Origin of the sequence: Kaistella solincola, from assembly GCF_000812875.1 — a bacterium.
In the GTDB taxonomy this organism is placed as follows: Bacteria; Bacteroidota; Bacteroidia; order Flavobacteriales; family Weeksellaceae; genus Kaistella; species Kaistella solincola.
Genome location: NZ_JSYK01000002.1, coordinates 96,642 through 118,106, shown reverse-complemented (window position 1 = coordinate 118,106; position 21,465 = coordinate 96,642). Strand labels below are relative to the sequence as shown.

Genomic DNA, 21,465 nt, shown 5'->3' with positions numbered 1-21,465 from the left:
AAAAAAATCAGCCGTTAAAAGGGCTGATTTTTTCTTTTTAGCAATTATATATTACTGAATGTTTACGCTGCCACCGCTGCTTTCGGTTTTGCTGATTATATTTAAATTTCCAGCTTTTCGGATCGTAATATCACCGGAAGAACTCGAGCGCGCTGAAAGTTGGTTTTTCACTGCCAAGCTGACGGAACCGCTGCTTGAAGCTTCAATATCTGCATTCGCTGCCGTAGCTTTCCGCGCATCCAAGGTGCCGGATGATGAGGCATGAAGTTTTGCATTTTTGGTTTCACCGGAAATAATAATGTCACCGGAAGAAGAAACTTCAGCATCAAGATCTACTGCCCAGATTTTTCCGGTAAAAGTGCCGGAGCTGGAAACATCAATCGAAAGTTGGTTTGCTTCTATATTTCCGGAAATAGAAGCAGAGCTTGCGGCTTTTACTTCAGTTCTGTCCTGGATGAAGTGATCTTTCATGGCGATTGAAGCGGAAGAATTTGCTTCAACTCTTGTAAAATCTTTAGCAAAAATTTTCACCGCCACATTTCGCGCAGAAATATTAAGTCCGGGTTTGAAATGAATGTAAAGTTTTCCGTTTTTATTTTCCACCAAAACATCATCAATGATATCGGATGGTGCGCTTAAAACTACTTTTTCGGTGTTTGCTTTTACAATTTCCGCGCTGATGGATTGTGAAACTTTGATTTCATCAAAATTACCTTCAAACTCTTTGTTTTTAATTATTCCTTTTCCTTCTTTAACCTGGAAATTCAGCGGAAAACCGTTGTCTGACTTTATGGAGCAGGAATTAAAAAAAAGCACTGCACAGCAGGCAAAAATTAGAGATTTTTTCATGGTTTAGTTTGTTTTCAGGGTTTATTTGTTAAAGATAAATTTAAAATTAATACCTTTATCTTTAAATAACAATTCAAGAATGAAAAATATTACATCTGTTTTTTTAATATCTTCTCTGGCGTTAACTTCCGCCTGTACTACTATGAAAACAACCGAAAACGCTTCCACAGAAATTGCGATTCCAGACGTAATGGCAAATAATCCTTTTTTAAAGAAAAGTTCGCTGCAATATCAGGCACCGGAATTTGACAAAATCAAAGACGAACATTTCAAACCGGCTTTTGATTACGGAATGAAAGTTCAGCTGGCAGAAATTGAAGCAATCGCTAACAATACTGCGGCGCCAACTTTCGAAAATACTATTGTGGCGCTGGAAAACAGCGGTGAAGTTTTAAAAAGAGCACAGCTTGTATTCTATAATCTTACCGGCTCTAATACCAATCCGGGCTTGCAGAAACTGGAAGAAGAATACGCGCCGGTTTTTTCCGCCTTGAGCGACAAAATTTATCTGAACGAAAAACTCTATTCCAGAATTAAAGCCATTAAAACCGAAAATTTAGGTTCTGAAGAAAAGCGCGTCTTAGAATTATACACCACGAATTTTGATCTTGCTGGCGCAAATCTTTCACCGGAAAATAAAGCTAAGGTGAAAAAAATCAATGAAGAACTGGCAACGCTTTCTACGCAGTTTTCGAGCAAATTATTGGATGCGAGAAAAGAAGGTGCACTTCTCATCACTGATGTAAAAGAGCTGGACGGACTTTCAGCAGACGAAATTGCCGCGGCAGCAGCAGATGCAAAAGCTGCCGGAAAAACCGGTTATCTTTTGGCTTTACAAAATACTACGCAACAGCCTTTGCTTCAAAATCTTAAAAACCGCGCAACGAGAGAAAAGTTATTCCGCGCTTCGTGGTTCCGTGCACAAAAAGGTGACGAAAATGACACCAGACCTATTTTGGAAAAAGAAGCTAAACTGCGCATGGAAAAAGGTCATTTAATGGGCAAAAAATCTTTCGCGGAATGGAAGTTACAGGACCAGATGGCAAAAACTCCGGAAAATGCGATGAATCTTTTAGCGCGTCTGGCAACACCGGCTGTGGCAACTGCAAAACGTGAAAGCGATGAAATTCAGGCGCTGATTGACAAGCAAAAAGGCGGTTTTACGGTAGAACCATGGGACTGGAATTTCTATGCAGAACAGGTTCGTAAAGCAAAATATGATCTGGATGAAAACGAAATTAAACCATATTTCGAAGTAACGACCGTTCTCGAGAAAGGTGTTTTCTATGCCGCAGAAAAATTCTACGGTATAACCTTCAAGGAAAGAAAGGATTTGCCGGTTTATCATCCAGATGTGGTGGCTTACGAAGTTTTCGATAAAGACGGAAAATCAATGGCACTTTATTACCTGGATTTTTATACCCGTAGCAATAAAAACGGCGGCGCGTGGATGAGCAACTTTGTTGAGCAGTCGCATCTGCTAGGCCAGAAACCTGTGATTGTTAACGTTTTCAATTACCAGAAACCGGCGGAAGGAAAACCCTCGTTGATTTCATATGACGATGTAACTACGATGTTCCATGAGTTTGGGCACACTTTACATGGTCTGTTTGCAAATCAAAAATACATCTCGATTTCCGGAACAAATGTGCCGCGCGATTTCGTAGAATTTCCGTCGCAAATCAATGAATTTTTCGCGCTGGAACCTTCTGTTTTGAAAAACTACGCAATACATTACGAAACCAAAAAACCAATGCCACAGGCGTTAGTTGATAAAATTAAGAAAGCCGGAACTTTCAACCAGGGATATTCTACCACTGAACTTGTTTCTGCAGCAACTCTGGATATGAACTGGCATTCGGTGACGGATGAAGCGCAGTTTAAACCCACTTTGGAATTTGAAAAAGATGTCTTGGCGAAATACGGATTCAACCTTACTGAAGTTCCGCCAAGATACCATTCGCCATACTTTGCGCACATTTGGGGCGGCGGATATTCTGCAGGATATTACGCGTACATGTGGAGCGATATGCTGAACGCCGACGCGTGGGACTGGATTTCCACTCACGGTGGAATGACGCGTGAAAACGGTGACCGTTTCCGGAAATATATTTTATCTGTCGGGAATTCAAAAGATTTGAATCAGGCTTTCAAAGAATTTACAGGGCGCGAAGCGGATCTGAAACCTTTATTGAAAAGCAAAGGATTTATCAAATAAATCAATTACAAAATAATTGATACTAAACCGCAGATTTTTCTGCGGTTTTTTTTGGCGCTATTTGGGCAAATTTTTTCAGTTAAACTTATTACAGAAATGTAAAAGAATCAGATTTTGATGAATAAATTTTTTGGCTGTTTTTCGGGCAAATTTTTTCAAAATTCCGTGCGCGCACCCATCGGATGAAAAACTACCTGAACTTCTAGCCCGGGTGCAGCGGAAATCCCTTTTCGTAGCGCCAGCGAAGAAAAAGATTGCAGCGGAGACCGGTGATCATCTTGTTAGAAGAGAAAACCGTGTTGCTCCCGAAAAATATTCTTAATTTTGTGTAAAAGTTTAAATAATGCCAAAAATTTCTGAAAGAGCACAACATATGCCCGCCTCGCCGGTGCGAAAACTGGTTCCTTATGCGTTACAAGCCAAGCAAAAAGGAATTAAAGTGTATCATTTGAACATCGGTCAGCCGGATATTGAAACGCCAAAATCTGCCCTGGACGCCGTTAAAAATAATGATTTAAAGATTTTTGAATATGCACTTTCTGAAGGGAATTTGAATTACAGAACGGCGCTGAACAATTATTACCATTCTTTAGGTTTTACCGATTTGACCACCGATAATTTCATCGTGACAAACGGTGGTTCGGAAGCTTTGAATTTTGCAATTTCTACTTTGTGCGATGACGGTGATGAAGTGATTATTCCCGAACCTTACTACGCGAATTATAACGGTTTTGCAAGCACTTTTAATGTAAATGTGGTAGCTGTTTCGTCAACCATTGAAACAGGATTTGCTTTGCCGCCGGTGGAAGATTTCGAAAAGAAAATTACCGATAAAACGCGGGCAATTTTAATCTGTAATCCGGGAAATCCTACGGGTTATCTTTACACCCGAGAAGAGTTGCAGAAACTTGCGGACATTGCGGCGAAGCACGATATCGTAATTATTTCTGATGAAGTTTACCGTGAATATGTGTACGACGGAAAACAGCAAATTTCTATGTTTGAATTTCCGGAAATTGCGGAAAACTGCATCATCATTGATTCTGAATCCAAAAGATATTCGATGTGCGGCGTACGCATCGGTTTTATGGTAACACGCTCGAAAAAAATTCATGATGCTGCGATGCTTTTCGCGCAGGCACGATTGAGTCCGGTTTTGTTGGGACAAATTGCGGCAGCTGCGGCACACGAAAACGATTCTGAATATATTTTAAAAGTTCGCGCTGAATATACGCACCGCCGAAATGTTTTGGTGGATTTGCTGAACGGTATTCCGGGCGTGATTTGTCCGAAACCGAAAGGTGCTTTCTACTGCGCGGTAGAACTTCCGGTGGATGATACCGATAAATTTGCGCAATGGCTGTTGGAAAGTTATTCGAACAACAACGAAACCATAATGGTGGCGCCAATGAGCGGTTTTTACAGCGATCCGGAACTTGGAAAAAAACAGGTGAGAATAGCGTACGTTTTAAAAGAAGAAGATTTGCGCCGAAGTGTAGAGCTTTTAAGCGACGCACTAGAAAAATATAAGCTGGAATTCAATCTGTAGTAAAATCAAAAAAAAGCGGGTTTTTGCCCGTTTTTTTTAATATTATAAATTCGTACATGAAGATTCAGGAAAACTATTCTTTAAAAAATTACAATACTTTCGGTGTTGAGGTTTCTGCAAAATATTTTGCAGAAGTCACTTCTGAAAACGAACTTATCGAGGCATTGCAATTTGCAAAAAAACAGTCTTTAAGGCCGTTATTTTTAGGTGGCGGAAGTAATATTTTATTTACCAAAGATTTTGAAGGTTTGGTCATTCAGTTAAATTTACAAGGAATTACGGAGGAACTTTTGAGTGATGATGAAGTTTTGGTAACTTCAAAAGCGGGTGAAAACTGGCATGAATTTGTGCAGTTTTGCCTAGAAAAAGATTACGGCGGACTGGAGAATTTGTCTTTAATCCCGGGAAATGTAGGGACATCGCCGATGCAGAACATAGGTGCGTACGGCCGGGAAATTAAAGACACTTTTGTGACTTGCAAGGTTTTGAATATCGGAATTTTAGAAACTCAAACTTTCACAAACGAAGAATGCAAGTTCGGTTATCGCGAATCTATTTTCAAACGAGAGCGAAAAGGTGAATTTGTGATTTTAGAAGTCACTTTTAAACTGACGCGAAAAAATCATGTGCTGAAAACGGAATACGGCGCGATACAGGCGGAACTTCAGAAAAAGCAAATTGAAAGTCCGACGATACAGCAGGTATCTGAAGCGGTAATCAATATCCGCCAAAGTAAACTTCCGGATCCAAAAATATTGGGCAATGCGGGCAGTTTTTTTAAAAATCCCTCGATAACAAAAAATCAGTTTTTAGAAGTTCAGAAAAAATATCCGGACATGCCGAATTATCCTAACGCTGATTTAGTGAAAATTCCGGCGGGCTGGCTGATTGAACAATGTGGCTGGAAAGGCAAACAAATCGGAAATGTGGCGTCGCATGAACTGCAGGCTTTGGTAATTGTGAACAAAACCGGGAAGGCAAGCGGGCAGGAAATCTTTGATTTTTCTTCGCAGATAATTGATTCGGTGGCAGAAAAATTTGGAATTGAGCTGGAAAGGGAAGTGAACATCATGTAAATTTTTTCGGCTGAGAGTTCGGAAAAAATTCGGGGCTTATTTGTTTGATTTTCTTCAAAATAAATCGGGATTATATTTGTCTAACTAAAAAATTCTTCGTTATTTTGCACTCTCAAATATTTAGTAGTAAAAAAAGAACATCGAGATATGTCAAGAATTTGCCAAATAACAGGAAAGCGTGCAATGGTAGGAAACAATGTTTCTCACGCTAATAACAAAACGAAACGTCGTTTTGAAATAAATTTGTTGGAAAAGAAATTTTACATCCCGGAGCAGGAGAAATCTGTAACTTTAAAAGTTTCAGCTCACGGTTTGAGAATTATCAATAGAATTGGTATTGAAGAAGCTATCGTAAGAGCAACCAGAAATGGTTTTATTAAAAAATAAGAAGAAATCATGGCAAAAAAAGGAAATAGAGTACAGGTGATTTTGGAGTGTACTGAGCACAAAGAAACTGGAGTAGCAGGAATGTCACGATACATCACTACTAAAAATAAAAAGAACACTACAGAAAGATTAGAATTGAAAAAATATAATCCTGTTCTGAAGAAATATACTGTTCACAAAGAAATTAAATAATTTTTTTAAAAGTTATAGAATATGGCAAAGAAAGTAGTAGCAACGCTTCAGGGTGGTGCAGGATCAAAGAAAATGACCAAAGTTGTGAAAATGGTAAAATCTCCTAAATCCGGAGCTTACGTATTTGACGAAAAAGTAATGAACGCTGACGAGGTTGAAGCTTATTTGAAAAAATAACATTCAGCACCATTGCGAATATATAAGACTATCCTTTTTGGGTAGTTTTTTTATTTTATCTTTGTTTGCCAGCCGCGGCGGCGCTTAAATTTCTTAATGTAAAACTTAAATCTGACAATGAGTTGGTATAAAAAAATATTTAAAAAAGAAGAGAAGGAAACTTTAGATAAAGGTCTGGAAAAATCCAGTCAGGGTTTTTTCGATAAAATCTCGAAAGCAGTCGTTGGGAAATCTAAAGTTGATGATGAGGTTTTGGATGATCTGGAAGAAGTTCTTATCGCGTCGGATGTCGGCGCATCTACCACCATTAAAATTATTGAAAGAATTGAAAACCGTGTGGCGCGCGACAAATTCGTCGGTACCGATGAACTGGATAAAATTTTACGTGAAGAAATTACCGGCTTATTACTCGATAATCCCCACGCTGGAAGTGGTAATATCGATGAGACCAAAAAACCATATGTGATTATGGTTGTTGGTGTGAACGGTGTTGGTAAAACCACAACCATCGGAAAACTGGCGCACCAGTTTAAAAGCGAAGGTAAAAAAGTAGTTCTCGGCGCTGCTGATACTTTCCGCGCGGCTGCTGTGGACCAGCTTGTAATTTGGAGCGAACGGGTAGGTGTACCGATTGTAAAGCAAAATATGGGAAGCGATCCGGCGTCCGTCGCTTTTGACACGGTACAAAGTGCGGTGGCAAACAATGCAGATGTTGTAATCATCGATACCGCGGGTCGACTTCACAATAAAGTGAACTTAATGAACGAGCTCACGAAAATCAAACGAGTGATGCAGAAAGTGCTGCCCGATGCGCCACACGAAATTCTTTTGGTGCTTGACGGTTCTACTGGGCAGAATGCTTTTGAGCAGGCAAAACAATTTACAGCGGCGACGGAAGTAAATGCTTTGGCGATTACAAAATTAGATGGAACTGCGAAAGGCGGAGTGGTAATCGGTATTTCAGATCAGTTCCAAATCCCGGTAAAATACATCGGTGTTGGCGAGAAAATGACTGATCTTCAGCTTTTCAACGGAGCAGAGTTCGTGGATTCGTTTTTCAAAAAAAGATAATAAAAATGCCCATTATTTAAATATAATTTATTAATTTTAACCTGTAGTTGATTAAAAAATGCAGTTGTCAGTTTCTTTTGGTCTTATGTTTGATGAGAGAATAGAAGTTAAATTAATAAATACTAACATTAAATTTTTAAACTATGGGAATTTTAACTTGGATCATTTTTGGTCTTATCGCAGGAGCAATCGCTAAATTAATTATGCCAGGAAACCAAAACATGGGTTGGCTTTTAACAATCATCTTAGGTATCGTAGGAGCATTCGTTGGTGGATGGATCGGAAGTATGCTAGGTTGGGGAACTGTTGAAGATTTTGACATCAAAGGAATTCTTCTTGCTGTAGTAGGAGCGCTGGTCGTTCTCTGGATCTACGGTATGGCCACAAAACGTGGATAATTAAAAGAAAATATAAAAATCCCGCGCTGAATTTCAGTGCGGGATTTTTTTTTGTTCTTAATCCATTTTAATTTGAAAAGGTGTGGTCATCATTACACCTTGCTTGAATTTCGGGTTCGAAATCATTTCAAACATTTTATAATTTTCAGCACCGATTTTATTTTTGATGAATCTTGCTGAGATTTCGTCTTCCTCTATATTCTTAAAAAACTGCTCGAAAGGCGACGATTTTTTGGGATAGTTTACCACACCGAAATCTTTAATTTTTGCCTTTTGAGCAGCGAATTTTATAGCGTCCTGCAAATTTCCCAGCTCATCTACAAGCCCGATTTGTTTCGCCCGCACGCCGCTCCAAACTCTACCGCCGCCAATGGCATCAATCTGCTCAAAAGATTTGTTGCGGTTCTTGGTTACAAAATGTATAAATCTTTTGTAGGTCTGTTCCACGCTTTTGGTTAAGATTGCCACGCCGCTTGGTGTTACCCCGTTAATTGCAGAATACATATTGGAGTTGGCATTGGTAGAAACGACGTGTGCGCTTAAACCGTTTTTATCTGCTAATTCTTTAAAATAAGGAATCATGCCAAAAACACCAATGGAACCGGTAAGTGTGTTCGGTTCGGAATAAATTTTATCAGCTGCCATGGAAATGTAATATCCACCAGAGGCTGCGTAATCACCAAACGAAACGATTAGCGGTTTTTTCTTTTTTAGCTGCTGGAGCTCGAATAAAATTTCGTCTGAGGCGTTTGCACTTCCACCAGGAGAATTTACGCGTAACACCACCGCTTTGATCTTATCGTTTTCCGAAAGCTTTTTAATTTCCTTGATGAAATTGTCCGCATAAATATTGTCGAAACCTTCACCATTATAAATGGTACCCGATGCATATAAAACAGCCACCTGGTCTTTTTTGTCGGCTTTTTCCTCAAATGACTTTATGTATTTACTGAACGATACTTTTGATAGCTTATCTTTTTCGCCCAATTTCAGCTTGTTTTTTATCATTTGGTCGTACTCGGTTTTTTGCATCAGCCGATCGGCAAGTTTGTTTTGGATGCTTAATTCCGGGATTGTACCGTAAAGACTATCAACTACAGTTCGGAATTGCAGAGTATCCATTTTTCGTGACGCTGCAATTTTACCGGCATTTTCAGTCCAAATATCATTTAATAAAGTTGAAAGCTGCTCTTTATTTTCCGGCGACATGTCATCACGCATAAAAGGTTCTACAGCTGCTTTGTACTTTCCATGGCGGATAATTTGGATTCCGATTCCGTATTTGTCCGCAAAACTTTTCATGTAAAGCACCTCCATCGAAAGTCCTTTCAAGTCAATTCCACCGGCAGGATTTAAAATATACTGATCCGCAACAGAACCCAGGTAATACGCAGGCTGCGAAACCACGTTCCCATATGCGTACACGAATTTTCCACTTTTCTTGAAATCCTGAATTGCTGCGCGTAAATCATCCAGCTGTGTGAAACCGGCGCGCAGGCCATCGGTTTCTATACTTATTCCTTTAATCTTGTCGTCTTCTTTGGCATTTTTCACCGCTTCCAGCATATCATAAATCATGATATTTTTTTCCGTGTTGTTAAAGGCAAAAATTTCACCTTGGTCTTCCGAAGGACTATCGATGATATTGGTTTTAAAATCGAGAGTAAGGACAGATTTGTCTTTGATTTTGGGTTTTTGATCACCGCTTAAAGCACTTGCAGCAATGAGCATAATAATGGTGATAGAAAATACCGCGGCGATAATAATTACAGCAACAATATTTGCTAAAACATTTTTAAAAAAACTCTTCATTATTCTTTTTATATTTGTGCTATATGTCGCAACATGAAGTCACTTTGTTACTGGGCAGTAATGTCGGAAACACAGAAAATAATATAAAAACCGCAATTCGGCTGTTAGAAGCAAAAATCGGCACAATTATAGCTCGCACAGAAATGATTACTACCGAGCCGGTAGAATTTGATAGTAATAATTTTTTTTGTAATATTGCAATAGTAATAAAAACGCAATATTCACCCATATCCCTTTTAAAGCAGCTAAAAGCGGTTGAAAGGTTGATGGGCAGGAGCACTGACACATCAGTTTCAAAAATCTACGAAGATAGAATAATTGACATTGATGTGATATTTTTTGATAAAATCAGCTTTTATTCTACGGAATTGATAATTCCACATGAGAAACATTTGCATCAGCGGGAATTTTCCCGGCGGCTGTTGGATGAATTAATGAACATTAAAAAACAATAATATGAAATTAAATTTATTATTAACATTAGCTTTTCCGATGGCTTTTTTTGCGCAGAGTACCACTCTGGACAGCACAAAAGTAGACCGCACAATCGGGGATTATCCTAATGCATTCTCTTCCGGCTCTGCCGATGTCCGTCCCTTTGACAATTCTTCGCGAATGTTTCGTGACTGGTCCGTTTCAATAGGTGGCGGCGGCGCTTTTCTACAAAATGCCGATGTAAACTCGTTCTACGACGGGAAAACAGATTTCGGATGGAATTTGTATGGGTCATTAGACAAACAAATTACACATGTTTTTGGTTTAGGATTACATTTCCAAACCGGAGAAACCAACCAAAAGGCTATGTTGCCTGGTGAACTGGGAGCAGCAGCGGGCGTTGCGACAGCTTATACAAAATATCACCAACTTTCTTTAATGGGTGATATAAATTTTTCTAATTTAATGCGACGTGTAGACAACCACTCACCTTACAGATGGGCATTGCACGGGTACGCAGGTTTAGGCTTCCAGGGTTACAATACTTTATTGCTTGATAATGATATGTCGAGATACAGTACAAATCCACCAAGAATTCCTATAAAAATTGATCAAAAATTAGGTTTAGATACTTTCATGTTTCATTTGGGAACAGGCGTGAAATATAACGCTTCAAAACTAATTGATATTGAAGCACGAGCATTATATACTATTACCGGTGATGATTCTTTTGACGGCGGCGGTTACGGAAAAAATGCGAGACCTCCATACAACGCGATTAATCCAGGTACTTCAGACAATTTATTTACGGTAAATCTTGGTTTAACCTTTAAATTGGGTGGTCACGATACTCATTTATCATGGTATGATCCATTGCAGGATATTAACGGCAGAATTGGGGTGCTGGAAGCGAAACCAATTGAATTGGTTGTTTGCGAACGTGGTGATGCAGATAATGATGGCGTTTGCGATGATTGGGACAGACAGCTTGATACACCAGCCGGTGCGCGAGTTGACGGTGCTGGTGTAGCTTTAGATATGGACTTGGATGGTGTTATTGACCTTTATGACAAATGTGTTACTGTACCGGGTACGGTAGAAAACAGTGGTTGCCCGAAATAATATAATATGAGATGCAACAAATATTGATGCAAAATATTATAAATTCTTAATCTACAAATAATAACAAAATATGAAACTAAATTTAACAATTATTGCAATCGCGTTAGCTATACCAACAGCTACTTTTGCACAGGACACAATTGCTGTTGCGCCCGTAGGTTATCCAAATGCCTACACTTCCGGTTCAGCAAATGTTTCCCCGTTTACGCAGGAATCGAAAAGATTTAATGACTGGGCAGTTTCTGCTGGAGTAGGTGTACCTTTAATGCAGTCATCTGACTTAACTTCTATTAAAGGTTTTGGAGCAGGTAAAAACTTATTCGGCTGGTCGGCTTATTTAAGTGTTGACAAAGCAATTACCCATGCTTTCGGTCTTAAACTACAATACGACAAAGGTGAAACAAGACAGGGTTTTGTAAATACCAAAGATCACGAAACAACTACTGCGGGAGACGGTGCAAGAACTCAGTATGATGCACTTTCCGTTTTAGGAGACCTTAATATTTCCAACCTGTTGCGTAGAGTTGATAATCACTCACCTTTCAGATGGGCACTTCACGGCTATGCAGGTATTGGTACATTGGCTTACAGAGCTTACAGACAGGATGCAGGTCCAGTTTATAACCAGGCTTTAATTACCGAAATAGAACCGTTTAAATTAAACAGTTTATTCGGCCAGGCAGGTGCTGGTGTAAAATACCGCGCGACTAAATCATTAGATTTGGAAGCAAGAGGTATGTATCTGGTTTCCGGTGATGAGACATTTGACGGTGCACGTAAAACGGTTAACGACAGCCCATCAGATAACTTAATCAACCTGACTTTAGGTGCAACATTAAATTTAGGAAAACACGAATCTCACCTTTTCTGGCACGATCCGTTACAGGAAATCTATTACAAGTTAGATGTTTTGGCTGAAAGAAATCAGGATGTTGAAGTTTGTAAAACAGGTGATGCTGATAATGACGGAGTTTGCGATGATTGGGACAGACAATTGGATACGCCTGCCGGAGCGAGAGTTGACGGTGCTGGTGTAGCTTTAGATGCTGATTTAGATGGCGTTATCGATTTGTATGACAAATGTGTAACTGTTCCGGGACCAGTTGAAAATGACGGTTGCCCTACAACTTCTTCATCTACAGTTTCTGACGATACAAGAACACTTGAAGGTATTGAATTCGATTTCGATTCAGACAGAATCCTTCCGTCAAACACACCAATTTTAAATAATGCAGTAACTTACATCAATTCTTCCGAAGGTACTTACAACGTAATCGGTGGAACAGATACCAGAGGTTCTGATGCTTATAACCAAAATTTATCTGAAAGAAGAGCAAATAGCGTTAAAAATTATTTGATCGACAACGGAGTAAATGCAGGTAAAATCAATGCAATCGGAAAAGGAGAAAAAGACTTGAAATATCCAGAATGTGAACCGGCTACAAAATGCCCTGAATGGAAAAACAGAGCAAACCGAAGAGTTTACTTCGAAGCTAAATAATTTCAAAGTTTTTCAGACTATAAAAGAAGCCACGTATATCGTGGCTTTTTTTGTTTTATGAAGTTTGTTTCAGTAAATTTACGGGTGATTTCTTCCCAAAATTTTGAGCAGCTAAAACATCAAACCTTAAAACATTTTTTTGGTTTCGAGAATTTTCGCGATGCTCAGGAAGAAATTATTAACGCTGTAATTTCCGGTCAGGACGCATTAGCGCTTTTACCTACCGGCGGTGGAAAATCGCTTTGTTACCAGCTGCCGGCCCTGATTTTAGAAGGCACATGTTTGGTGGTTTCGCCGCTTTTAGCACTGATGAAAGACCAGGTTTTTCAGATGAAAAATTTGGGAATTGAAGCAGAATATCTGTCTTCAGAACTTGATGATTTTGATGCTGAAGTCATTTTTAACCGTTGCAAAGATGGTCTTACCAAACTTTTATACGTTTCGCCGGAACGGCTTACAAACCAGATTTTTTTGAAAAATTTGGAAGAAATTCAGATTTCATTTCTTGCGGTGGATGAAGCGCACTGTATTTCCGAATGGGGACAGGACTTCCGGCCGAGCTATCAGAATATTAAAAAATTCCGGCCTTTTATAGGCAAAATTCCGTGTTTAGCTTTAACCGCTACCGCGACGCCAAAGGTGATGCAGGAAATTCAGGTGAAACTGGACCTGAAAAATGCTTTGGTTTTTCAGAAAAGTTTTCGCAGAAGTAACCTGAAAATTATTTCAGATAAAATTTCGGATAAATATGAACGGGTTTTAAATCTTTTAAAATATAACAGTTCCTCCGGAATAATTTACGTGCGGACACGCAAAGAAGCCGAAGAACTGACGCATTTCCTGCACCGAAACCAAATAAAAAATGTTGATTTTTTCCATGCCGGAATTCCTATAAAAGAAAAAAACGCGAAGCAGAACAATTGGGTGAAAAGCCAAAACCACGTCCTAATTTCAACCAACGCTTTCGGTATGGGAATCGATAAGGAAAATGTGCGCTTTGTGCTGCATTTTTCACCGCCTGCGTCGATTGAAAATTATTACCAGGAAATCGGAAGAGCCGGGCGAGACGGCACAGAATCTTATGTTTTTCTTCTGTGGAATGAGCAGGAACTCAAAAATTTTGACCAAATTCTGATCAATCAAATTCCGTCTAAACTAGAATTTCAAAAAATTGTCACCTATTTATATTCCAGGTTTCAAATCGCGGAAAATGATCTTCCTGAAAATATTTTTCAGCTTCATATCCAGAAAGTTCAGAATTTTACCAAAAGTTCTTTAGCCAAAATCCGGAATGTGCTGAACTTTCTTCACCATCAGGAGATTATTTATTATAATTCCCAAAATTCTTTGTCCTCGCTGGAATTGAAAATAAGTCCGGAACAAATAGAATTATTACCGAAGAAAGACGCTTATTTTATTGAACTTTTGCTCAGAAATCTCACCGGAATAGCAACACACAAAGTGCTTTTCAGCGAAAAAACGTTCAGTACAAAAATTGGTTCTGAGCCTCATTTGGTGAAAGAACGTTTATTGGAACTTCAAAAAAGCGGGCATTTAAGCTATATCGACGGAGCGCTGTCCAGTGTGAAATTTCTTCAGCACCGCGACCAGCGTGCAATCGAAGGGAAATATTGGCAGTTATTTGCACAGATACAGAAAAATAAAATCCAGAAATGGGAAGAAATGAAATTTTTTGTGCAGGATACGGACTTCTGCAAAATGAAAATGATTTTATCCTACTTCGGTGAAAAAAATGCAAAAAACTGTGGAAAGTGCTCGGTTTGTCAGCAACAGAAAGAAAGCATTTTTGGGCGCGACATTTCTGCTGATATTTTAAATATTTTAAAAATTTCTCCGGCAAATGTGGAAGAAATTTCGATAAAACTAAAGTACTTTAGCAAAGAAAATATCCTGGAAAACCTTATTCATCTCCTGGATTCAGGAAAAATAAAAATGCTGAATTTCCGGACTTACGCCTTTAACCATGATTAAATGCATTTTAAATTAAACAAATGAAATCTCTAAAAGTTATATTTTTCGGCACACCAGAATTTGCTAAAACTTCGCTGCAGGCGATTCACGATTCTCATCACGAAGTGGTAGGCGTAGTGACCGTCGCCGATAAAGCGAGCGGCCGCGGCCAGAAAATCCATCAGTCAGCAGTGAAGGAATATGCAATTTCGAAAAATTTGTCCGTTTTGCAGCCAGAAAAGTTGAAGGATCCAGAATTTTTAGCGGAGATAGAAAAATTAAAAGCCGATGTTTTTGTGGTTGTAGCTTTTCGGATGATGCCGAAAATTTTATTTGAAATGCCACAACTCGGCACTTTTAACCTGCACGCTTCGTTGCTGCCAGATTATCGCGGTGCGGCACCCATAAATTACGCGGTAATCAACGGCGAGAAAAAAACCGGCGCAACAACCTTTTTTATCAATGAAAAAATTGATGAAGGAAATATTCTTCTGCAGGAAGAAATCGATATTCTTCCTGAAGAAAATGCGGGCGAACTGCACGACCGTTTGATGGAAATGGGCGCAAAACTCGTGGTAAAAACATTGGATGGTTTGGCGGAAAATTCCATTCAGGAGAAACCGCAGCCACACGTAGAAAATCCAAAAAATGCCTTTAAAATTTTTAAAGAAAATACCCGGATTAACTGGCAAAAAAGTTCTGAAACGGTTTACAATTTTATCCGCGGAATGTCGCCGTATCCCGCGGCTTTTACTTCAATAAAAATCGGTGATGATGAAAAAGTGCTGAAAATATTTAAAGGTCATTTCGAAGAAAATTCTCACGATCAGAAACCTGGAGCTTTAGAAATCGATAAAAATCACCTGCAGTTTTTTACCGAAGACGGAATTTATTTCCCCGAAGAAGTTCAGCTTGAAGGTAAAAAACGTATGAGCGTTAAGGATTTTCTTAATGGTTTTCAGGATTTTAAGCAAATTTCCGAAGCGTGAATTAATTTCTGTTTTTAAGCAGAATCCAGCCTTTGTGAAGCACTGGCAAATCGGTGTCGGGCTCAATCCATTTTAAAATATACCAGTAATTTCCGGTGGGTAAAAGCCGGCCGTTTAATTTGCCATCCCAAAAATACGGTGCTTTATTGGCCAAAAATACCAAATTTCCCTGGCGGTCATAAATTTCAATCTGAACATCTTTTTTGATGCTTAAGTCGGAATAATCCAGCACATCGTTTTTTCCGTCATCATTTGGTGTAATGACGTTTATTAAATTCAGTATTAAAAATTCTTTGGTAATTACCTGGCAATTTTGCGCGTCTTTCACGTAAACCGTTTGCTTTCCGCGGGGAATATTTGTTAAAATATTTGAGGGTTGGAAATTAATATTGTCAAAAGAATACTGGTAAGGTGGCGTTCCACCGGTAACTGAAACCGTGGCGGTGTTTCCGGTAACTTCGATTAGTTTTATCTGCGGAAGTTCAGCTGCTGTAACTTCTACAGTTTGCCTATAGACACAACCGTTAAAACCTAAATCTACGTAGTACGTTCCAACTCGGGCATTAATTTTAGATGTAGTTTCGCCCGTGCTCCATTTGTACGAATCGAAACCGGAGCCAGCGTCTAAATTTACGCTGCTTCCAGGGCATATTTTTTCGTTTTTTAAAGTTGTAGATTTCTTGGGAGTAGAAATATTTAAGGTTAAAGTACCGATATTTGTACATGCGTTATTGCTTTCAAATCTAATGTAAAATGTTTTAGAAGCAGTAAGATTTTGATTGGCTGAAACTGGATTTTGTTTATTTTTCGCATCGGTTTCATTAATGTAGAAAGTAGTAGACGCATTAGCTGTGAATTCTGAGAGATAATTATTTAAATCAACATCTACCTTTCCGACAATTTTGTCATCGCAGACAGACTTTACTACCGAGGAATTTTTAAGCGGTGTTTTTGCACCAACAATAAAATTAATTTGACCTAAAACAACTGTGCAGCCTGAGGTGTCAAATGCTCTCACATAAACCGTAGTATTGGCAGAATAAGACCAGTCGTCGGGTAAAAAATCGTTTGTACCATTCTGCTGGCTTGCCGGGCTCAGGTAATATCGGACAACAAACGAATTGGTGTAATTTGAAATAATTTGCGGGGCAATAGTCGAAAATTTAATTGGAATGCTTCCTGCAAAATTATCATCACAGAAAGGAAAACTGTAATTATTTCCGTTCAATATTGGTAACTTGGTAAGTTCTAAGAATATTTTTACGGTTTTAGTGCAATTGTAGGTTGAAGTTACCGCCGCGTATACGGTTCCGGGTGGGGTTTTATAGTTGGTGAAATTTGAAATGCGGTTAGTTAGCAGCTGATCCGAATAGTACAAAACAGTATCCGTTGCATCGGTGGAGACGGTGGCCAGACTTAAATTATAGGTTCCGGTGCCGTCCAGATTTGGGCAGACCAGAAGGGTAGCATCGGTAGTTTGTGGGGTTTTTACATTGACAAGCACTTTAAAATACTCGCTGTCTTCCGGGGTCCCGTTTCCTTCAATATAATAAACAAAAACGTCGGAAACATTGGTGGTTAATGTGGAATTAGGAGTGTAGGTAATAATGCCGGTTGCCACATCAATAATGACACTTCCATACTGAGGTCTTACAATAATTTTAGTTTTAAGCGGGTTTATTTTTTGGCTGGAACTTGTGAATGCCGGAATGACCGTAACCGTTTGGCAGAAACCGATATCGAATGTTGTCGTGGATATGGGCGGACATTTTGTAAATTGGTAAGGCGCAGTTAACTTGGTTTCACAATTCGTTTTCGAAATGTTGTTGGTGTAACTTCCGCTTCCGTAAAGGTCGGGATTGATGATAAATTTAGTTTCACCCGGAAGCGCTATTCCATTTAAATACCACTGGTACTGGTCATAGGAATCATCAACCTGTAATAAAACTCCCGCATAGCAATCACCTGTTTTGGAAATCACCGGCACTGAACTGAACCCCGCGAAATAACCGCCGTAGCCCACCGCGCCATTTCCCGAGGCAATACCGGCGGTAACAGATTTTGTAGAGTTTACCGTGATATTACCATTTACATTTAGCACGGTGTAGGTTTCCCAGTTTGGATTTCCGATCACGGGAAAGGGACCTTGCAGGCTGTTAAGTACAGTTCCATTTACCTGAACTATGGCTCCCTTTTCGGAGATAATATTTAATTTAGCGTTATAGAGATCCTGTCCAATTTGATTAATTGCAGAGATTTCATCAATTTTATTGGGTAAAAAGCAGCTGAGTGCCGGTATAAAATTGAATCCGCCCGTAGCATATACGCTTCCAAAACCGACGCCAGCCAATAACTGGTACACATAAACATTTTTAGTCGTAGAAACGCTCATGTTATAGTGATTACGTGACTGATCAACGTAATTATTAGCTTTAAAAACGTGATAATCTCCTTCATTTAAAACAACTCCGGAATCTGCGCCGTTGATGAAAATATGTGTATCATCTTCGGATGCTACGATAAGCGCGGATTCCATATTATTGTTATATGGGCCGTTTCCTTTGACCAGAATAAACTCTTTTCCAAGTCGTTCTACCGGAACAGATTGGTCCATCAGGATGTCATTATTACTAAAATTTTCATTCGTATAAATGCCATTAAAGTTTCCATTAGTCACAGCGATAGGTTGATTAGCTTCGATTTTTGCTCCAACTAAACCATCGCTGTTTGCCAGCTCCAAATTGTTGATCGCATTAATTATATAAGACTCGCCTTTATTTAAGGTAAATGTTTTCGTGGCACTGCTACTTCCATCCGCAAAAACTACCGCGGGATTATAGCCGGATAGTTTTACCTGCGTATTGTCCTCAGTGGCAATAACTCCTATGGTCGCATTGAAGTATTCTCTAGCGGCAGTAAGAGGTGCCATAACGGCGAAAAAGTTTTTTCCAACTCCTGCTAAACCTTTGGAAGTGATAATTTCTGCGTGATTAGGTACAGAAAATCTGTAATTAGCAAAAAATTTCTTTGTTCCTTTTACATGAAGACCCATCGGAACTGCTCTAAACATTTCCGAAGTTGAAATTGTCATCATAAAATTGAACGGAATATCGATCACTTGCGGGTTTCCCTTAGAAACCTGTACGGTGGTATAAAGTACATTACCGCTGTAAATTTCTACAGGAAAAGACGTGGTCTCATTGGTGGAAAGATAAAGGTAACTTTCTGGCTGAAAAGAACCGTTTGAACTCTGGCTTGCTGCCATAGGTGCAAACCAGTGTTCGGTGTCCATTTGTGCAGAAGCACCTGCAAAAATTAATGCAAAAAAGAAAGAAAGTAGATTTTTCAATTATATAGTTAAATTAGAAATATAAAATTACTTCTATTTAGCCGAAAAAAAAATCTCTTCCTAAAAATAGAAAGAGATTTTAATTATTTTTTTTGAAAAATTAGGTAAGACTTACTCTTACGAAACCTAAAACTTTCAAATCGTTATCTAAAGATTTTACATAATCAGCAACTGAAATGGAAGAATCTTTAATGAAAGACTGGTGCACCAAAGTGTTGTCTTTGTAGAATCTCTGCATTTTTCCTTTCAAAATATTATCGATGATGTTTGCAGGTTTTCCTTCTTTTGTTAACAATTCTCTTTCGATTTCCAATTCTTTGTCGATGGTTTCCTGAGAAACTTTAGTTTCATCCAAAGCGATTGGGTTCATCGCAGCAACCTGCATTGAAACAGATTTTGCAACTTCGGCAGCGCCATCAACTTTTGAAGAAAGTGAGCTGATTGCAGCAATTTTGTTCCCAGCGTGAATATAAGCTCCTAAATAAGGACCTTCAATTCTTTCGAAAGAACCGATCTCGATTTTTTCACCGATAACACCTGTTTGCTCGATTAATTTTTCAGCGACAGTCATTCCGTGGAAATCAGAAGCTAAAAATTCTTCTTTGTTTGCATACATCACAGCCTGCTCAGCAAGTTCGTGTGCCAATTCTACGAAGCTGTCGTTTTTCGCAACGAAATCAGTTTCGCAGTTCAACGCGATAATTGCACCCATGGTGAAATCTTCGTTCAGTTTTGCAATTACAGCACCTTCATGAGAATCTCTGTCGGCTCTGTTAGCGGCAACTTTCTGACCTTTTTTACGTAGGTTATCAATCGCAAGATCGAAATCTCCTTCCGCTTCTACCAACGCTTTTTTACAGTCCATCATTCCTGCGCCTGTAATATTTCTCAATTTCGCTACATCTGCAGCAACTGGTGTATACATATTCTTGTTTTTTAGATTTAAAATTGATTACTTTAGCTCGGTTTTAGAGCGTTGCAAAGATAATAAATTTAGCACAAACTAAAAAGAGGATTTTTCCGTTATTACTAAAATTTAAATCTCTAATTATTAAACCTTTAATGAAAAAAACACTCTATTTAATTGTTTTTTTACTGTCTGTTTTTGCCTTTGCACAGTCCAAATATACGGTTCAGCAAGTAGAAAAAAGTACCAATGCGCAGGTTATCGCGAATTTCATTAAGTACAATCCCAACCATCCAAGAACACCGGAATTTAAAAGAAAACTCTTCGCCGTTATCAATAATGACAAACCTGTCGCCGTAAAAGCCAGCGTTGCAAAACCTACCGTAACGCCAGTAAATAAAAATAAGCTGAAAACCGCTGTCCGGAAAGATGTCGCAAAAGACGGCACCAACGACAAACACAAAAGAACCGCAGATTTGCTGAATCATCTTTTTAACTCTGATCCCAACAGCAAAACTGCTTACGTACAAATCGTAAATAAATCAAAATGCAATTTAATCGTTAAAATCAACGGTAAAAAGTTTTATAATCTTGATGTCCCGGCACGAAACCAAAACTTCATTATGGTGGATAAAGGTTCGTACACGCTGACAACTTCGGTTTGTGACGCGAAATACACCTCACGGAAAAGCATCAGCAAAGACATCGTAATTACCTTGAACCAACCGAAATAAAACTACCGGTTAAAAAGGTGAAATTCTTCAGTAAGTTTTAAATATTCTTCCGAATAAATCCGCGGCGATTTTTCAATAAAAATTTCCTGCTCTACGGTCATTTTTTCCTGAAATGTAAATTCCAACACCACGCGTTTTGGTTTTGAATTTTTGATGCCGTAAACCGTAATTTTTCGGTTTAAATAAAGCAGCTTTTCGTTTGCAATTTTGGTAAAAACGGCTTCAGATTCAGTTGGGATAATTACAGAAATTTGCCCCTTTTTGCTCAGTATTTTTGAAGATTTTGTCAGAAGTTCTTCGAAGGAAAGTTCGGTTTGCTGTCGCGCTACAATATCTTTTGTCGAACCGTTTTTTTCGAAATAAGGCGGATTTGAAAAAATCAGGTCAAATAGCACGGAATTTTTGAAATCTTTAAAATCAGCATTGATGCTTTTCAACCGCGAATGAAACGGACTGTTTTCAAAATTTTCCGCCGCGAGTTCTGCTGCTTCTGCTGAAATATCCAGCGCTGTAACTTCCGCTGAAGTGTTTCGCTGCGCTACCATGAGTGAAATAATTCCCGTTCCAGTGCCGACTTCGAGGATTTTTTGCGCGCCGTCAACATTGGTTAATGCGCCAAGCAAAACCGCATCGGTGCCCACTCGGAAAACTTTTTTGGACTGTTTAACCGAGAATTTTTTAAAATGGAAAAGTTTCAAGAATTATGTATTTTGAAAAAAAATGCCGTT

General features: G+C 38.9%; 19 protein-coding genes. 14 read left to right on the top strand and 5 right to left on the bottom strand.

All coding sequences use genetic code 11. From position 1 onward, the window contains the following. Positions 1-51: 51 nt before the first annotated feature. Positions 52-849, bottom strand: a complete 798-nt coding sequence (locus OA84_RS01430; RefSeq protein ID WP_039341311.1) for a head GIN domain-containing protein — start codon at positions 847-849, stop codon at positions 52-54. A 79-nt stretch (positions 850-928) separates the two neighbouring features. Here OA84_RS01430 and OA84_RS01425 point away from each other — a divergent pair, with 79 nt between their 5' ends. The 8 genes from OA84_RS01425 (at position 929) to OA84_RS01390 (ending at position 7,917) form a co-directional block, all read left to right on the top strand. After that, positions 929-3,067, top strand: a complete 2,139-nt coding sequence (locus tag OA84_RS01425) for a M3 family metallopeptidase (RefSeq protein WP_039342606.1) — start codon at positions 929-931, stop codon at positions 3,065-3,067. 343 nt (positions 3,068-3,410) lie between these two features. After that, positions 3,411-4,616, top strand: coding sequence for a pyridoxal phosphate-dependent aminotransferase (locus OA84_RS01415; RefSeq protein WP_039341305.1), 1,206 nt, complete (start codon positions 3,411-3,413; stop codon positions 4,614-4,616). Between the two features lie 56 nt (positions 4,617-4,672). Then, positions 4,673-5,692 (top strand): UDP-N-acetylmuramate dehydrogenase, encoded by a 1,020-nt coding sequence (murB, locus tag OA84_RS01410; RefSeq protein WP_039341303.1) that lies wholly within the window; start codon positions 4,673-4,675, stop codon positions 5,690-5,692. A 147-nt stretch (positions 5,693-5,839) separates the two neighbouring features. Then, on the top strand, positions 5,840-6,079 hold the full coding sequence (rpmB, locus tag OA84_RS01405) for a 50S ribosomal protein L28 (RefSeq protein ID WP_039341300.1): 240 nt from the start codon (positions 5,840-5,842) through the stop codon (positions 6,077-6,079). Between the two features lie 9 nt (positions 6,080-6,088). Next, positions 6,089-6,271 (top strand): 50S ribosomal protein L33, encoded by a 183-nt coding sequence (gene rpmG / locus OA84_RS01400; protein ID WP_039341297.1) that lies wholly within the window; start codon positions 6,089-6,091, stop codon positions 6,269-6,271. A 21-nt stretch (positions 6,272-6,292) separates the two neighbouring features. After that, complete coding sequence (locus OA84_RS11300; protein WP_084060817.1) at positions 6,293-6,448, top strand: DUF4295 domain-containing protein; 156 nt, start codon at positions 6,293-6,295, stop codon at positions 6,446-6,448. A gap of 117 nt (positions 6,449-6,565) precedes the next feature. Continuing rightward, positions 6,566-7,519, top strand: a complete 954-nt coding sequence (gene ftsY / locus OA84_RS01395; protein WP_039341294.1) for a signal recognition particle-docking protein FtsY — start codon at positions 6,566-6,568, stop codon at positions 7,517-7,519. 143 nt (positions 7,520-7,662) lie between these two features. Next, entirely contained in the window at positions 7,663-7,917 is a 255-nt protein-coding gene (locus OA84_RS01390; protein WP_039341291.1) for a GlsB/YeaQ/YmgE family stress response membrane protein, read from the top strand. 57 nt (positions 7,918-7,974) lie between these two features. Here OA84_RS01390 and sppA read toward each other — a convergent pair whose 3' ends face one another. Beyond that, positions 7,975-9,729 carry a signal peptide peptidase SppA gene (sppA, locus tag OA84_RS01385; RefSeq protein ID WP_039341289.1) on the bottom strand — a complete coding sequence of 585 codons (1,755 nt, stop codon included), beginning with the start codon at positions 9,727-9,729 and terminating at the stop codon, positions 7,975-7,977. 23 nt (positions 9,730-9,752) lie between these two features. On the opposite strand from sppA, the gene folK reads away from it, so the two are divergent. From folK to fmt, 5 genes are all read left to right on the top strand, one after another. Then, complete coding sequence (gene folK / locus OA84_RS01380; RefSeq protein ID WP_039341286.1) at positions 9,753-10,184, top strand: 2-amino-4-hydroxy-6-hydroxymethyldihydropteridine diphosphokinase; 432 nt, start codon at positions 9,753-9,755, stop codon at positions 10,182-10,184. 1 nt (position 10,185) lies between these two features. Continuing rightward, positions 10,186-11,286 carry an outer membrane beta-barrel protein gene (locus tag OA84_RS01375; protein WP_039341283.1) on the top strand — a complete coding sequence of 367 codons (1,101 nt, stop codon included), beginning with the start codon at positions 10,186-10,188 and terminating at the stop codon, positions 11,284-11,286. 70 nt (positions 11,287-11,356) lie between these two features. Beyond that, positions 11,357-12,787 (top strand): OmpA family protein, encoded by a 1,431-nt coding sequence (locus OA84_RS01370; RefSeq protein ID WP_039341280.1) that lies wholly within the window; start codon positions 11,357-11,359, stop codon positions 12,785-12,787. Positions 12,788-12,844: 57 nt separating this feature from the next. Then, the gene (locus OA84_RS01365) at positions 12,845-14,779 is read left to right on the top strand and encodes a RecQ family ATP-dependent DNA helicase (protein WP_052252061.1); all 1,935 of its coding nucleotides are present in this window, start codon (positions 12,845-12,847) and stop codon (positions 14,777-14,779) included. Positions 14,780-14,799: 20 nt separating this feature from the next. After that, on the top strand, positions 14,800-15,747 hold the full coding sequence (gene fmt, locus OA84_RS01360; protein WP_039341276.1) for a methionyl-tRNA formyltransferase: 948 nt from the start codon (positions 14,800-14,802) through the stop codon (positions 15,745-15,747). A 1-nt stretch (position 15,748) separates the two neighbouring features. Here the strand turns inward: fmt and OA84_RS01355 are convergent, their stop codons facing one another. Together OA84_RS01355 and tsf are read right to left on the bottom strand one after the other, a co-directional pair. Next, on the bottom strand, positions 15,749-19,096 hold the full coding sequence (locus tag OA84_RS01355; protein ID WP_039341274.1) for a T9SS type B sorting domain-containing protein: 3,348 nt from the start codon (positions 19,094-19,096) through the stop codon (positions 15,749-15,751). Between the two features lie 100 nt (positions 19,097-19,196). Next, on the bottom strand, positions 19,197-20,021 hold the full coding sequence (gene tsf / locus OA84_RS01350; RefSeq protein WP_039341271.1) for a translation elongation factor Ts: 825 nt from the start codon (positions 20,019-20,021) through the stop codon (positions 19,197-19,199). A gap of 137 nt (positions 20,022-20,158) precedes the next feature. Here tsf and OA84_RS01345 point away from each other — a divergent pair, with 137 nt between their 5' ends. Then, complete coding sequence (locus OA84_RS01345; protein ID WP_039341267.1) at positions 20,159-20,737, top strand: DUF6759 domain-containing protein; 579 nt, start codon at positions 20,159-20,161, stop codon at positions 20,735-20,737. A 2-nt stretch (positions 20,738-20,739) separates the two neighbouring features. Here OA84_RS01345 and OA84_RS01340 read toward each other — a convergent pair whose 3' ends face one another. Beyond that, complete coding sequence (locus tag OA84_RS01340) at positions 20,740-21,435, bottom strand: tRNA1(Val) (adenine(37)-N6)-methyltransferase (RefSeq protein WP_039341265.1); 696 nt, start codon at positions 21,433-21,435, stop codon at positions 20,740-20,742. Positions 21,436-21,465 lie beyond the last annotated feature (30 nt).